The following is a 15,393-nucleotide window of genomic DNA, read 5'->3' on the forward strand; positions in this document are numbered from 1 at the left end:
GACTTTACTAAATAAATATGGTATAGTCTTGCACAGTCCAGCAAATACAATTACTACAGAAACATAAGTTTCTAAGTAGTAGAAAAAATAACAGATTGCACTTGAAAAAGTCGTGGTCTGTTATTTTTTTTTGTACCCACAAATATTGGCGCTGTTGCAAAAAACTTGGTGAAAAAAAATCCGAAGTTGGGCTATTGAGAATTGGCTTAGCTTTTTTGCATTTCAAGGTCTGATTCGAGTATTTTCATCATTTCTGCAATAGCACAATCACCAAGTTTGAAACATCTTTCAACAAGTCTCACTTCGCCAATAATACCTTTTTGTAGCTGAAAAATTTTTGCTTGTCCTTTTTTCAAGGTTCTCATAATTTCAAAGCCTTTTATAGTTGCATAAGCGGTTTTCATTGATTTAAATCCAAGCGTAGGCTTTATAAGTCTTTTGAGTTTTCCATGATCAGATTGAACAATATTATTGAGGTATTTGACTTGCCGATGTTGTGTTTCTTGAGGGAGTGTACTTTCTTCTTTGAGTTCTCTGATAGCAGCGCTATAGCATCCAGCTTTATCAGTATTAATTACGCGGGGCATTTCCCAATCTTTACGTTTGCTAAGAATTTTTCCTAAAAAACGTTTCGCTGCATTTGCATTGCGAGTTGCGGAGAGATAGAAATCAATGGTGTTTCCGTTTGAATCTACAGCTCTATACAAATAAGCCCATTTGCCTTTTACCTTGACGTACGTTTCGTCGACGCGCCAGCTATCATTGAAGGAATTTTTCGTGTGCCATTTCAAGCGTTTATGCATTTCAGGAGCATAATTTTGAACCCATCTGTAGATCGTTGTATGATCGACTTTAATTCCTCGTTCTTCAAGCATCTCTTCCAGTTCGCGGTAGCTAATACCGTATTTACAGTACCATCGCACTGCCCATAATATTATTTCACCTTGAAAGTGACGCCATTTAAAGTCGCTCATTATTGTTCCATTCATTTTTTATTGTGAATTATACAAAAAAACTTAAAATGAATGGAGAATTTATTTTTTGCAACAGCACCGTTTTTCTAGTGCCCTTGTTTATTTTTGGTTTTCGATAACGGAATGAGCTCTTTATATGGTGGCTATTTCTTTTGAGAACTCTGCTGTTTTGTAATAGTCGTAAAACTGATGTTTTAATCTTATCATTTACATAGATTGAACCAATCATCCAAAGTAGCCACTTTATGCGATTGGTCTAATAAAAATAACATCTGATCGTACTTTTCGTATATCGGTAGCATTTTTTTCGAACTATGCTTATCCCAGTTTTTTACTTCTAATTTTGCAAAATTTTCTAAGAGTTTTGTTTGTTTTTTCGAGAGATTACCAAATCGTTTTTTCAAAACTCTGGCGATATCTCTTTTGTATCTATTTTGAAAAAAAGAAAGATGTATCATCTTCATTTCTAATGCATCTTTAATGTCAACATCTTCCTTTAGCATTAAGTCAATAGCTTTTTGATACCTAGTATGTATCTTTGGATTTGGTAAGTATCCATAAGTAAGAACTTCATCTTTCAAAATAGGTCTTAAATTTGGGTATGATTTGATCATGTAATCAAACGCTTCTTCTTTTTGCGTTTGATGTAACCTATGCCAAATCAAAACTTGATTTGAATCTGAAATTTTATTCTTCTTGTTTTTAGTTAATATATCGTAATATTCTAGTTTTTGGACAAATTCTGCCAAATGGAAATTTATGAAATATTCTAAGTGGTAATTTAAGTAGTCGCTCACTAAAAATGTTTCACCTGGTATTTCTATTTCTAAACTAGGATGTCCATCTTCGTATCTTTGTAAATTTTCAATATAAGCGTTCAGTGACAAAGAAACAGCAGAGTGAAAAAAAGCCATATAAAAATAATGTTTATCTTTTCTTAAAATAATTAATTTTATTTTATCCTGAGAAGTAAGTATTTTTTTTGCTAACGATTTTAAATTTGCATTTTTTAAAAAGAACGAAAGATTTATTTTTGGATCAATAGGCATTTCTGACGAAAAGTAAAATTCTTTTGGGCCAAAATTGACTTTGTTAGAAAGATTATCTACAAAGTCCATAAAATTTTCGTTAATTTCGAAATTACCAATAGGAAATGATAAGATATTTACGTCTTCTTCTTTCAAAAAAGAAACGTAAAGAAAACGATTTTTTTCATCAAATTCATAAAAAAATGATGTATTTTCAAAAAAACGTTTAAGCGTTTGAGAAGGATTATCGGAATCAAAGAAAAACTTCTCTTTCCAATATTTTGATCCAACCTCCACGCTGTATAGTTGAGAATCCATCACAGTTTCATCAGGAGAAACAATAAATAAACTTAAATTTAATTTTTTTGATATATGTCTAAGTTGGTTAACAATATCAAGACTTGGTATTTTGTTTTCTTGTGTGTAGGTAGTACAAGAAATTACAAAAAATATTAAAATTGTTTTTTTCATTTTATTCTCCACTTTATTTTGTATCTGTCACTTCATATTGTAATCTTATTCGAAAGCTACTTACGTTTGGTACAGTTCTAATCCTTCTGTTAATCTCTAATTCTAATTTCTCCAGTTTTTTCCTGGTTTTTTTTGAGATTTTTTTTGTCAGCTTTTTTTTGACTGCAGCTAGTTTTTTTTCCAAAGTTTTAGTTGTTCTTTTTTGTCTACGACTCAAAATAGAAGACCTTACAACATTAAAAAAAGTCACAGTAGCTTTTCCTACCCACACTTCGGCAATTGGTTTTTCTCCTTCAATTGCTGCAAAACCTTTATGAATTATTTCAAAAAAGAATGCATCATCAATATCAGAAATAAATAAATTTATGCTTTTTGCTTTTATATCTGATATATCGAGACTTGCAAAAATGTTGTCCTGTATCAAGTTTCCATTAATTGCACCAATAAATTTCTGAGTTGTAGACTTCTGTTTCTTTATAGCATTAAAAATTTTATTTCTTAACTTTCTAAGACCAGGAGAATTAGGAAGTTTTCCTGAAAGGAATTCTTCTTTTACTTTCAATACTTTACCTCCTCTAAGTGAAAGGTTCATATCAAAACCATCTTGATCATGAATTCGATAAGTGTTACGAATATTGAATAGTAATATCCCATTACCATCTTTACTGCTTCTATCGAATACATCAGTAGTTATTGGAGGTGACTCTTGAGTAATGATAACTGTGTTTCCTCGCTTTTTTGCTATAGTTATAGGTCTTTTTACTGTATTTATATTTTTTTGTGTTCCTATAAGAGCTATCTTACTTTTTCTTTTACTGTTTTTTTTCTTTTTTCCAAATATCCCTAATGATTTATCCTCTGAAATTATTCTGTCTGATGTTTTAGGAATTGTTATTGCAAATTTAGCAGAATCTTCAACTGGTTTTTCTTCACCAGGGCAAGTATATTGAATTGTAACTTCTTTTAAAAGGCCTTGAGGTGTCGGATCTCTTTTGGCATTTTGGGAACTAAATTTAGTATCTTTATTATTGGGAGATCTAAAATTGACAAAGCCTGAATCGTTCTGTATCCATTTGTACTCACCTTTTTTTGGATTTGGGAAACCTTCTGATTCTAATTTATTAAATACACCCCTAAAAAATATTCTTGGAAGCGCTGATTCTCTTGCAAGAAAAATTCTTTTTATTTCAGTATCTACTTTAGCATCTATAGTTTTTTTTTGTCGTTGAAATTGCTTAGCTGCTTCTCTACGAATTTCCTTTAATCGCTTTTTTATACTTTTATCTGGGTCACTTTTTTGTACTGCATCTTCTATTGCTTTTTCTTCGATCTCATTCCTTATTTTTTTCTTAAGTATTTCCCTAAATTCGTTTGTTAATTCTTCTTTGCTTGTTCCTGGACTTTTAGTTATCTGTACGCTACATGCAGCAGTATTAGGAACTGTTAAATCATCACCTGGGTTTGGTTCTAATCTTGAATCAGAATCATCAAATACCTCTGTAAAAAGTACTCTCTTTTTCGCCGGACTTCTTTGGCGCCTTATATTTTCAATTCCAGAATTAAAACTTGTTACTTGTTGTCTTTTATTAAAACTGTAATTTTTAATAAAAGAATCTAAGTTTCTTGTACTGTTTATGATGTTGGAAATTGAACTACTATGGTGCAAAAATTTCGGGCCAATAAACTCTCTCTGATTGCCATCAACGTAATCCTGATTATTATTACTGCTTTGAGCAATCGTTATATTCAATGTAAACAGCAATATCAATAATAAAGATTTTTTGTACATTTTTTTCCCTTTATCTCTAGTAAGTAACCGTCATCCCAAATCGTATAAAAGTACGATCATAGTCAAAAATTTCAAATCCAAACTCTTTTTCACTTGAGTTATGGCTATAACTCAAATCAGAAAAAACTTCAAAATGATCTGTCATTTTTTTATTAACACTGATTGCTACAGTACCTGTTTTATCATCTCGCCCTCCTTCAAGGAGTAAATTTCCATTCTCATACTTTGTAAATGCATAATTAAAACTCCCTAATAATAAGATATCGTAGGGTAATTCAAAACTTAAAGATGCTTGAAGGATATGGGAACGGTATTCTAAATCTTCTCCTTCTGGACTATTTTCTCGATAACTATAACCAAATCCAAAAGTAACAATTGAAAATGTAAAACTCTTATTTATCCCTAATAAATTTCGAGGCCCTGATCTATTAAGTTCAGCAAAAAAATTATTAGTGAAGTCATTACTGTAGGTATGATTGTAAAACCACTCTAGTTTATTCCAAGAAGTGAATTCGTATGCTAACCGAAGAAACATGTTGCCCCTACTTTGGTATGATTCTCCTCCAAGATATATATATTGGTAACTCGCTTCAATATCAACAGATAACTTCTTTCCAAATTTGTACCCTATACCAAGTATAAATTCCATGCTATGAACATTTAGTTCACTAAAATCGTCATAGTATCTCGAAAAATATCTAAATCCCAAGTCGACATAGTTTTTTTCTGTTTCAAGTAATCTATACCCAATATAGAGTTCTAAAAAAGCTGCCCAGGCGGACTCATCGTTATCTTCTACAAAAATATCGACAAAGTCATTTCCAAAGCTGAAAACATTAGTGTCATATTGCCCACCAGTAGTTAATGAAATAAACCAAGGTTTTACTTTTTCTAACTCTCTTAGACTCTGTTGGGAAAAATCTACTAATTCTTTATTTTTCCCTTGTTCTACATATTGTCCAAGATATTTTTGAGCCTCCTCTTTTTTCCGGTTATGTAGAGCTATTATCCCCATTTCAAAATCAATGTCTTCTATGACTCCAAGCTTTTTTGCTTTCTTAAAATGTAATAATGCTCTTGAATAATTCTCAACGACACGATACGTTTTTCCCAAATAGTAGTGAACATAACCGTTCTCAGGATACTCTTTTTCAACTTTTAAAAACTGTTTGAGTGCTTTTTCATAATTTTTCTTTTGAAAGTGTTCTACTCCAGTATTTAGTTTTAAGTACACCTCTTTTTTCTGTTCTTTTTTTATTTGTTCCAGCATATCAGTTGCAAACTGACGTATTTCTGGATCAGGTTCCCTACTAATATATTGATGTAAAGATATCTGTGTTTCTGTTTTATTTCCTAAAGCGTTATAAACCATAGCTTTTTCTAAATAAACATCTAATAAGTCAGGTTTTTTATCTTGAGCTTTATTCAAATATTCTAACGATTTTTGGTATTCTTCTATTTTATGTAGAACCATCCCTCGAGTATAAAAAAAGTACGCTGTCAAATTAATATTTTGAGAATAAGCCTTCTTTTCGGTTTTCTTCAAACAAATGTCTGCTTTGTGATATCGATCCAAGCTAATCAATATCTGTGCCTTTAAATATAAAATTTTGACATTATCACTGTTTTCTTTTTCAAGCTTTTCTAACTTATCTAATGCTTGATCATATTGTTCTTTTTCGAGAAAAATATTGATTTCATTAAGTATTTCGTTAACATTTTCATGCCCCATGAGTAGTGGAGTTAGTAATACCAATAGTGATATAAAAGTATTTTTCAATTTATTCTCCCAAATACAATTGCGCCCAAGAGCAAGAGCAAAAACTAAAGTTGAAAGTTAATACCAGCATAGAACAAAGATCACGCGATCAATATGTACAGAGTATAAACTACAAAGCGACAAAATTTTCTGAAGGAGACAATTGAAAAGCATCTATCCTATTCTAGAAGAATGTTTTACCTTTTTTTGGGCTGTTGATTTTGAAAGAATATAGAGTAGTTTTAGGTGGGAATAAAAACTTTTTCGTAATCAAATGGAGTGAATAATAATGTAGAGAGAGTCTCAGCAACATCTATTTTTCCCTGTATGATTTTTGATAACTAAATCAGGAATATTAGTTTGTAAAACACAAATAAGTAATGGTTTATCTTGGTGTCTAAAAACTGAACTGGATGTCTAAAAATTTGTTGTATGATGTAGTACGATGTCATATGATGTGTGTTCAACACACATTTCGGAATAGTTGCAACGTTATGTTTTATATACATAAGTGCTTGTTTTTGTTATGTTTGCTGGCGAATAAGACCTTCGATTTAGGATCTAGTGCCTTCGGGCGTGCGGGTTCAACTCCCGCCTTTCGCACCAAAACCAAACAAGGCAATGACTTATACCTTTTGACGAGGTACGAATCATTGCCTTTTTTTATTGCCTAATGCACGCGTTTAGGTTAGTAAACAGGTTAGTTTTAAGAAAACTTATTTCTCCATTTACATTTATTCATCAATCAGGGGAATGATGACCCAAAAAGTAAAAAAGCCAAAACCAGCGCCAATCCCCAACAAAAAAAGCGATAATTTTCGCTTACATTTCTATTATAGGCCCTGTTGCAAAAAATATATGCTTCATTCATTTTAGGTTTTTGTATAATAGAAAGTCCAACTGAAACTTAATCAAGAATGGATGGAGCAAGCAATGAGCGACTTTAAATGGCGTCGCTTTCAGGGAGAGATAATATTATGGGCAGTACGTTGGTATTGCAAGTATGGTATAAGTTATCGCGAACTGGAAGAGATGCTTGAAGAACGAGGAATTAAAATCGATCATACAACCATCTACAGATGGGTTCAACATTACGCTCCAGAAATGTACAAACGTCTGAAATGGCATACAAAAAATTCTTTCAATGATAGCTGGAAAGTTGATGAGACGTATGTGAAGGTAAAAGCAAATGGGCTTATTTATATAGAGCTGTAGATTCAAATGGAAACACTATTGATTTCTATCTCTCCGCAACTTGCAACGCAAATGCAGCTAAACGTTTTTTAGGAAAAATTCTCTGTAAACGTAAAGATTGGGAAATGCCCCGCGTAATTAATACTGATAAAGCTGGATGCTATAGCGCTGCTATTAGAGAACTAAAAAAAGAAAATACACTTCCTGAAAAAACACAACACCGACAAGTCAAATATCTCAACAATATTGTCGAATCTGACCATGGAAAACTTAAAAGGCCTACTCTCGGTTTCAAATCAATGAAAACCGCTTACGCTACTATCAAAGGCTTTGAAATTATGAGAGCTTTGAAAAAAGGACAGGCAAAGATCTTTCAGTTACAAAAAGGCATTATTGGCGAAGTGAGACTCGTCGAAAGATGCTTCAAAATTGGTGATTGTGCTACTGCAGAACTGATGAAAATACTCGAATCAGACCTTGAAATACAAAAAAACTAAGCCAATTCTCAATAGCCCAACTTTGAATTTTTTTCACCAAGTTTTTTGCAACAGGGCTATGGATACAAGTGTTTCTACTCTTCTTTCCTTTGTAGTTGCAGCCGTGCATAAGCGCGTAATTCCCACGCTAAAATTCCATCATCGACAATAGCACGTAACCAACTTTTATCTTTCTTTGAGAGTATTAGAATCGCATCTATAACAGAGCATTTCCATTGAGTATCCCCAAAACGCGATCGAATGTTTTTTTTAAGATGTGGTATCGTTGATTGTCCAATTTTTAAAATAGTTTTCTTTGCTATAGTTACTAACGCCATATCTCTTAGTTTTCTTTTGAATATGTCCAAAATAAGGGGAGTATGTAGTGCGGTTGTCATATAAGGAATAATTTTCGCATATACATCGTCGTTAGCTTTGTATAAAAAATATCCCTTATACAGTGGGTGTAGTAAAATTCGAGAATCTTTTTGTACTACTTGGATAAAAATTTTATTGAGTAAACTACGGCTGGTAGAACGATTTAAATCACGATATACAAAAAAAAACATCTTTTTAAATTCCTCTTTAGAAAGAGAGCTTTTCAATAAAATCTCGCAAACAGCACTTTTAATTTTGATACTTTTTGTACTAAAAAGTATCTTCCATAAAGCGGTTTTTGATTCTACCTTAAGAGATTTTATCGCGGTAAGTTGATATTCATTTTGATTTCTTGCTTCCTTCTCCAAATATTGCACCGCAAGTGGTAGATCTATTTTCCCCAGACATTGTAATGCATAAATTTTTATCTCAGAATTCATAGAACGCTGATAGACATCGATTATTAACTGAAGGTCATCTGCATTTTTTGTAAAATTTACATATGCTGTAGCAGCTGCCAATTTCATTTTATCATCTTCTTGATCCAACATTTCCCGAAGTAATTGTACTGTTTTTAGCGTGTATCTTTTTTGTTGTGCGAGAGCTTCTAATATATATACTTGCGGTGTTTTTTTCATATAAGAAAGGACTTCGTCAATTGCATTCAGTTTTAACAGAGTTTTACAAGCTGCTTGAGACTTTTGTATTTGAGTAACAATATATGGAATACATGCTTCGTTATTTATATCTCCCAAGAGTTGTATAACTTCTTCTTTTCTTTGTAACTCTGAAGAAAGTAACTTTGCTAGAGGCAACGCCAAATCGCGATGTTTTACTTGAAGATCAAGGATAATAGGAACAGCAACTTCGTATCGCTCTTGCAGTATGTCTACAAGAAAACCTACTGAGGATTGTAAATTGATGAGTAGCGATGCTCCAAGTGTTACATTTCTTTGACTATCATCAGATACAATTTTTTGCAACTTTGTTATCACTTGTGATTTCTCATCTGTATTTAGAGCAGTGTTTTGTATACAAATAAGAACAGCGTATCGAATATGCTCCTGTTCATGATTTAGCATGTCTATGAGTAAAGGTTTTTTACCTGAAATTTGATTTATGTATTTTTGTAAGCGTTGAGGAGATTTATGAAGTTTATCTAAAAAAACAGGTAACATCTCAGGAGTTTTTGGTGTTGTTAATTCTAGTATTTTTAGAAAATGATAGTTGGTTGTGGTTTGTAATTCTTTTATGATTGTTGGAATATATTCTTCTTTTTGTCCAACACAGATAAGAGAATATGCTGCTTGATCAGAAAGTCGTTTATTGCGCAATTTATTTACGAGAGTAGCGGTAATATCTTTATGTACTGAAAATTTCCAGAGGGAGGTAACGGCTTCCCTTTCTACTATTCTGGATGAGTCTGAACACGCCGCAATAACATAAGGCAGTATTTGCTGACGATTTTTTTTTGAGGTCAAAGCACGTATGGCGCCAATACGTATGCTGGATCGTTTACTTTTTATATACAGAATTAAATTTTCGGTATCAATGTTACTATTGACAATAATAGAAACAATAGCAAGACTAGAAAAAGAATTTCTTTCTAGAAATTGCAATAATTGCGGTGCAAATTTTTTGGGAGGAGTTTTCATCCGTCCTACCAAAAAATGCATAGAGTAGCGCATAGCTGTATGTCTAAGTTTCAAATTTTTAGAAATAGTATTTCGCAATATTTCTCGTGGGGTATTTTCGATAGCATCATCTACTTTTTGTTTCAAATCATAAAATTCTTTATGAAAAGTTGCCATATCGCGATAGAGAACTTTTTTACTAAATTCATATAGTTCTTTTATAACCTGATCAATATCCTGTTGCGAAAAAACTTTACTTGGAATTCTATCAGTTGGGTTCTTAGTTTCTGGTTTTTGATTCGCGGCTTGTGGTTCTTGATTCGTGGCTTTTGGCTCGTGGGAAGATGTTTTCTGAGACGTTTTCTTCTCGGTAATTTTAGAAACATCGGATATTTGCTTAGAGGTTTTTGAAGGTTTGGAACGCGGTTTCTTAGGCCAATAAAATATTACCAAAAAAAGCAATAAAGATAAAATAACAGGAATATAAAGCTTTTTTGTATGAGATGGCTGTTTATAGTGATAGGGACTAATACCCAGCATTTTCGCCAGCGTAGGTAAATCGTGTTCTTCGACGCCAATAATTTGAGGTTCCTCCCCACCGCGCTGAATGACTTCCGACAAATGACACAGTTGTTTCCATTGTTTATTTAGACAATTACCAAGGATCTTTGCATCGCGGATGGGCAATACCAGTGCTGTACTTTTCGCAAATGTTGCTGCTTGATATTTACTTTGTAAACTATTAGCAATGGTATGTTCACGGGCATAAGTAGCGATTTTCGAATCAATAAACGATGGGGCTCCTTCTGGACATTCGATAGCAGCGCTAAACAATATTAAAGGTTGGGATGAATCAACCGGGGCTTTGCTAAATGCAGCAAGAACCAGTGCCAACTGCATAGATTTGCCTTGTCCAATAACATAACCCCGTCTGACTATACTTTTTCTATTGTCGTCTGTTTCTAACAATTCTCCTTTAACACCTTTCGACGAACGATTTAGGATCGCAGGTCCCTCATCTGATTCAACAAGTTTATATACATTGTTATCAGAATGTACATGCTTAAATCCTCTATACTTATTTGCAGAAAGTACTACTACCGCCTCGCGGATCGTTTGAGGATCACTGTTAGCGTAAGGATAGCCTATTCTCACTTTGTGCATAACATCTTCCATTATGATTTATTTTTTTGGATACGAATATGAGTCCATCCACGAATTTTATCAGGGGAGATAAGTTGCTCGGGAATTTGTTCGCTAACCTCGAATCTAAGCAATTGTTGTTTGTCCTTCATAAACAACAAAGTGTATGTCATTGCCGTACTTCCTTGAATACGGATTTCATATCCTTCTTCCAATATTTTACAGACAATGAGGATGTCTTCTTCTAACCCAGATTCATACAGTATACTAGAAGGGATAGTTTGTAATTCGTCAGTAGACCCTGCTGCTGCTGGCAGTTGAGAACGATTAATAACATAGTACTTATAAACGCGAGAAAAAAGGTTTTTGGCATTAGCAACGGATTGTGCAAAATCTTGGGAAGGGATTTTCTTCCATATAGTTGATAATAGTGCATCTGCTGTCAGTGAACTGATTTTAGAGGTGTTTTTTTCGAAAGCAGTATGTATTTCTTTGTCTGTACAATTTATCATTTTTTCTTCAAAAAAATTCCAGCACTTGGTACACTCGTAAAAGTGGTCGTCGGTACTCTCAATGAGTTCTAACATACCTTCTATCGTTTGTAAATATTGTGTAACAGTATCGCAGTTATTCATTTTCCTCTCCTCCAAAACCGCTATTACGCAAACATTGTTGTAGCATTCTTAGCGCTCTATAACGTTGCGTTTTAAGTGTACCAATGCATATAATTTTATTTTGCAAACGAGATAAACGTTCGTGTAACTGCGTAAGTGGCTCTTGGAAATTTTCACTAATCTCTAAAACAGATATAGTTTTTAAAGTTCGATGGAATTTTTCCGTAGAAAACTCACTCCAATCTTTTTCGTTAGGTAAAATCATCTTACATATAAGATCCCTATATTTAGGGGAAAATTTACTAATGCAACCTTGCAAAGTTTCTTTTATTTCATCTTCATAAGAAGAGAAGTCTGAATAGACAAAAACAATGTCTAATTCTTCACCAGTCACAAAATTTTTTCTTTTATTCTTCCTGATAATGTCAACTGCTTTGTTGTGTAAAATGCCGCAAAGCCAACTCCGAAAACTTCCAGAGTAGCTATTAAAATTATATAAGCTATTAAGAACACCCATCCATGCAAGTTGAACAGCTTCTTCGGCATCTTCTTGGTTTCCCAATTGCCAATATGCCCGAGATATCAATAGCTTATGGTAACGATCGACAAATTCACAAAATATATTCTCTTGCAGACTGTTATCGGCAGTAGAGCAATATATTTCTACGAGTTTTTCATCATCTTCATTCATAACTTTTTCGCTTATAGAAGAACAAAAGTTTCAAAATTTTTGAAACTTTTTTATAGGTACCAACGAATAGAAAGAGTATTTTTTCTTTCGGGAGTATTCAGTTTACTGTGTAAAACATAGACTACCATACTCGAAGAAGATCTGTTAGTAAAATTTGATTGTTATGGGTGAAACTCCAATATAATTAGCTAAACTTGGGACAGAAAAAAAATAGGAAAACTAATGTTAAAAACAAATAAAAAAATACAACAAATTATTAGTGGTTGTATCGTAGTATTTTCACTTATTGTATTGGTTTATATCTCTTATCTTTACAATGTCATACCTGATAATATTCCACAAATAGACGCTTCATTAGAAGAAAAACCTCTTCGAGCACAAGTAGAAGAGGTATACCAAGAACATATTCGAAATTTTCATCCGTATGGTTACTTTAGCCAAAGATACAGTAGTTGGACTTATTACACTATAAAGTGGAGTGAAACTCTGAATGCAGCAGTAACAGAACTAAACCAAGATATGGTATACGATTACGATGGTGCACGTACAACTCTAAAATTACTAATTTTTAGCCTTTCTCTCATCTTTTTAGGAGCGATATTAGTACTAATGAATCGTTCATTTTGGTTAGGGGCTATAATTATTTTTGTCAGTCCACTATTTACTTTCCCTCCTGTATCAATTTCACTAATGGAAATAAAGGGGAGCATTTATGGAACTTACTGGACCGTTCCTCACTGTTTTTTGATTTTTGTGGCAATGATTGTTCGTATCTCGCGGGCATCAACTCGGAGAAAATTACAAAAACAAAAAGATGTAGATATCCCAAAAAGATCAGAATTCCGATTTGATCGTCCAGTAACTACTACTCCACAAATTCATCACTTAGAAGAGGAAGCGCGCTTTGCTTATATATCTTTAGGGGTACTTATTGCATTAACTTTTTTCGGAATTCCAATTGCTATTTGGATTTGGACGAGAATTTCAAAAATGAGAGTCGAGTTTACGGAAGATAGGTTGATAGTTGCAGGTGCTCTTGTAACACAAGAATATAAGTTTGACGAAATACGCGATATTGCTATTTTTCAAATTCCTGTAGCTGCAAAAGGAATTGGTGGTTACCTTGCTCGGAAAAAAGTAGGGGGAAGAAGAATGGCCATGAATTTATGTATAAAAAAACAAAATAAAAAAATAGGAGCTTTTATTGCATCAAGTTACCAGAACGAATTAGAGATCATGTCAGGTTTAGAAGAGGCTGTGCAAAAAAGATGCGATATTATTGGTGAAAATAGCTGTTTACTGTGGCAGACAAGGGACTAAGTGACCTGACAAAAGTAGTTACCCGTTGAGTGCAGGGCTTTTATTTTCTAGCGAGGCGCGACGAGGGCACGCAGCTGTAGCTGCGTAACTAAGGAGTAACAAAGCTAGAAATTAAAAGAACAAAATGTCAATGGGTAAATACTTTTGGCGGGTCACTTAATTCAAAATATTAATCTAGGAATAATCTATGGTTAAGTAAAGATTATTCTGATTTTGAAAAATTATGTAAGCAGTCCCAAACTACACTATTTTCGCGATTAGATACTTTATTAATGGGGGATTGTTTATTTTTGTAGTCGTTAAAATTTACCTTATATCCATAAATCTTCGTTTTAAAAATGAATGAAATTTCAAAATTTTTGAAACTTTTGTACAAGTACCTACGAATAGAAAGAAAGTCTTTTACAAAAGAGGTCGTTACTGTACATAACAGACTACCATACTCAAAGAAAATCTGTTACAAATTTTAAAACCAAGAATTTGTAACAAGTTTTTAATAATGAAGGAAACAAATATGAAAAACCTACTTAGTTTTTTGCTTGCGCTACTTTTTCTTTGCTCTCCGTTGTTTGCAAAAGAGTATTATGTGTCAGCAAATCGTGGAAAAGGGAAAAAAGCTAGTAAGAAAAAACCTGCAAAAGACCTTGGTAACATTATCAAGAAATTAAAAGCCGGTGATACAATCAACATTGCTGGTGGTATTTATTATGGAAAAGGGCGCAATGGTTACGATCATATTCAGGTTCCAGTAAAAATTATTGGTGGCTGGAATGATAGTTTTACCAAAAGAGATCCTTGGGGCGAGCACAAAACCGTCTTATCGGGAGACAACAAAAGTCGCAACTTTAAGTCTATGCATCGTTTACATATTGATATCAGCAAATATCGAAAAAGAGAAGTTTCTGACATCGTAGTAGATGGAATCATCGTAGATAATGCTGCTCGCAATCAATACAAAAGCGATAAACAATTAGAAATTATTCGCGTTCATAATCCTAGAACAAAGCAATATGCTACGCCTGAAAGTGGGGGAATATTCATTCGCAGTGGCAAAACCGGGAATTTTCGTACACCAATTAATATTCGCGTTGAAAATTGCATTGTAATGAACACTGCTCCTAATAGAGGAGCGTTGTCAGTTTTTGCATATAAAAATGGAAAAGCAGTTATTCGCAATAATTTAGTGATCAATAATACTGGTACAGGTATTTTCGCAGGAGCCTCTTTTCATTCTCGTAACGAAGAAGGCTGGCCACAATTTACGATCGAAAACAACAGTGTTCTTTTTACCTGGAAACACGATCCTCTAGCCGGTAGCTATAGTGGCGTTGCTCTTGAATTTGATGCTCGGATAAGATGTACAATCACCAATAACGTATTTGCCTTTTCCGATCGTTTTTCGATATCTAATACGAAAAGAACACCTATCTTGTTACAAAATAATTTGTTTGGTATTAGCATAGAAGGTGACTATCTCGAATTTGATACTCGAATTGCTTTAGAAGATATTGAAGACGAAGCAGAATATTTACACGAAGACAGTGAAGAGAATTATAAAGAAAACTTTAAAGTTCACGTCAATAGCGAATGGGCAAAAGTTTACGGAGGTCGGGCATTAGTAGACCGCAATGCAGTTGAGGCAGATGTTTCTGTTCAGAAAACATCTGAAAATAATGTCCGCAGTATTTTGGGATTACCAGTACAAGGAACTAATATCGGAGAAATTGCAACTTCAGGATGGCTAAATCGCATGATGTTAGAAGATGCTATCCAAACAGGCTCAAACAAATTTAAAGATGTACATGGATGTAGTATACCAAAATAGTATATCTGTAACTTCTAAAGAATTCATAACTACAATGAGTAGTTATGAATTTTTTACTTTGTTAAAAATAAGTATATCCAAGAGGATGCCAAGCAAT

At 33.3% G+C, this 15,393-nt stretch carries 9 protein-coding genes and 1 pseudogene; 3 read left to right on the plus strand and 7 right to left on the minus strand.

Going from position 1 to position 15,393, the window contains the following annotated elements; all coding sequences use genetic code 11:
- Positions 1-206: 206 nt before the first annotated feature.
- From UABHE_RS19485 to UABHE_RS19500, 4 genes are all read right to left on the minus strand, one after another.
- Positions 207-974 carry an IS6 family transposase gene (locus UABHE_RS19485; RefSeq protein WP_372364928.1) on the minus strand — a complete coding sequence of 256 codons (768 nt, stop codon included), beginning with the start codon at positions 972-974 and terminating at the stop codon, positions 207-209.
- Positions 975-1,177: 203 nt separating this feature from the next.
- Positions 1,178-2,473, minus strand: a complete 1,296-nt coding sequence (locus tag UABHE_RS19490) for a hypothetical protein (protein WP_372364929.1) — start codon at positions 2,471-2,473, stop codon at positions 1,178-1,180.
- A 13-nt stretch (positions 2,474-2,486) separates the two neighbouring features.
- Positions 2,487-4,262, minus strand: a complete 1,776-nt coding sequence (locus UABHE_RS19495; protein ID WP_372364930.1) for a hypothetical protein — start codon at positions 4,260-4,262, stop codon at positions 2,487-2,489.
- A 16-nt stretch (positions 4,263-4,278) separates the two neighbouring features.
- On the minus strand, positions 4,279-6,042 hold the full coding sequence (locus UABHE_RS19500; protein WP_372364931.1) for a tetratricopeptide repeat protein: 1,764 nt from the start codon (positions 6,040-6,042) through the stop codon (positions 4,279-4,281).
- 912 nt (positions 6,043-6,954) lie between these two features.
- On the opposite strand from UABHE_RS19500, the pseudogene UABHE_RS19505 reads away from it, so the two are divergent.
- Positions 6,955-7,712 (plus strand): annotated as a pseudogene (locus tag UABHE_RS19505) (IS6 family transposase).
- A 74-nt stretch (positions 7,713-7,786) separates the two neighbouring features.
- On the opposite strand, the gene UABHE_RS19510 reads toward UABHE_RS19505, so the two are convergent.
- The 3 genes from UABHE_RS19510 to UABHE_RS19520 are packed head-to-tail and all read right to left on the minus strand — an operon-like array spanning position 7,787 to position 12,151.
- Positions 7,787-10,867, minus strand: coding sequence for a HEAT repeat domain-containing protein (locus UABHE_RS19510; RefSeq protein WP_372364932.1), 3,081 nt, complete (start codon positions 10,865-10,867; stop codon positions 7,787-7,789).
- Positions 10,868-10,878: 11 nt separating this feature from the next.
- Positions 10,879-11,481, minus strand: coding sequence for a hypothetical protein (locus UABHE_RS19515; RefSeq protein ID WP_372364933.1), 603 nt, complete (start codon positions 11,479-11,481; stop codon positions 10,879-10,881).
- Positions 11,474-12,151 carry an RNA polymerase sigma factor gene (locus UABHE_RS19520; RefSeq protein WP_372364934.1) on the minus strand — a complete coding sequence of 226 codons (678 nt, stop codon included), beginning with the start codon at positions 12,149-12,151 and terminating at the stop codon, positions 11,474-11,476. The genes UABHE_RS19515 and UABHE_RS19520 overlap by 8 nt, the downstream gene beginning before the upstream one ends.
- Before the next feature lie 222 nt (positions 12,152-12,373).
- On the opposite strand from UABHE_RS19520, the gene UABHE_RS19525 reads away from it, so the two are divergent.
- Both UABHE_RS19525 and UABHE_RS19530 read left to right on the plus strand, forming a co-directional pair.
- Positions 12,374-13,471, plus strand: a complete 1,098-nt coding sequence (locus UABHE_RS19525) for a hypothetical protein (RefSeq protein WP_372364935.1) — start codon at positions 12,374-12,376, stop codon at positions 13,469-13,471.
- 514 nt (positions 13,472-13,985) lie between these two features.
- Complete coding sequence (locus UABHE_RS19530) at positions 13,986-15,296, plus strand: hypothetical protein (RefSeq protein ID WP_372364936.1); 1,311 nt, start codon at positions 13,986-13,988, stop codon at positions 15,294-15,296.
- Positions 15,297-15,393: the final 97 nt, after the last annotated feature.

The sequence above is a fragment of the Candidatus Uabimicrobium helgolandensis genome (assembly GCF_041508025.1).
GTDB classification, from domain to species: Bacteria; Planctomycetota; Uabimicrobiia; order Uabimicrobiales; family Uabimicrobiaceae; genus Uabimicrobium; species Uabimicrobium helgolandensis.

Bases quoted from the DNA above. Each gene is read 5' to 3' on its own strand.
- UABHE_RS19485 (WP_372364928.1), bottom strand. From the start codon at position 974: ATGAGCGACTTTAAATGGCGTCACTTTCAAGGTGAAATAATATTATGG.
- UABHE_RS19490 (WP_372364929.1), bottom strand. From the start codon at position 2,473: ATGAAAAAAACAATTTTAATATTTTTTGTAATTTCTTGTACTACCTAC.
- UABHE_RS19495 (WP_372364930.1), bottom strand. From the start codon at position 4,262: ATGTACAAAAAATCTTTATTATTGATATTGCTGTTTACATTGAATATA.
- UABHE_RS19510 (WP_372364932.1), bottom strand. From the start codon at position 10,867: ATGCACAAAGTGAGAATAGGCTATCCTTACGCTAACAGTGATCCTCAA.
- UABHE_RS19515 (WP_372364933.1), bottom strand. From the start codon at position 11,481: ATGAATAACTGCGATACTGTTACACAATATTTACAAACGATAGAAGGT.
- UABHE_RS19520 (WP_372364934.1), bottom strand. From the start codon at position 12,151: ATGAATGAAGATGATGAAAAACTCGTAGAAATATATTGCTCTACTGCC.
- UABHE_RS19525 (WP_372364935.1), top strand. From the start codon at position 12,374: ATGTTAAAAACAAATAAAAAAATACAACAAATTATTAGTGGTTGTATC.
- UABHE_RS19530 (WP_372364936.1), top strand. From the start codon at position 13,986: ATGAAAAACCTACTTAGTTTTTTGCTTGCGCTACTTTTTCTTTGCTCT.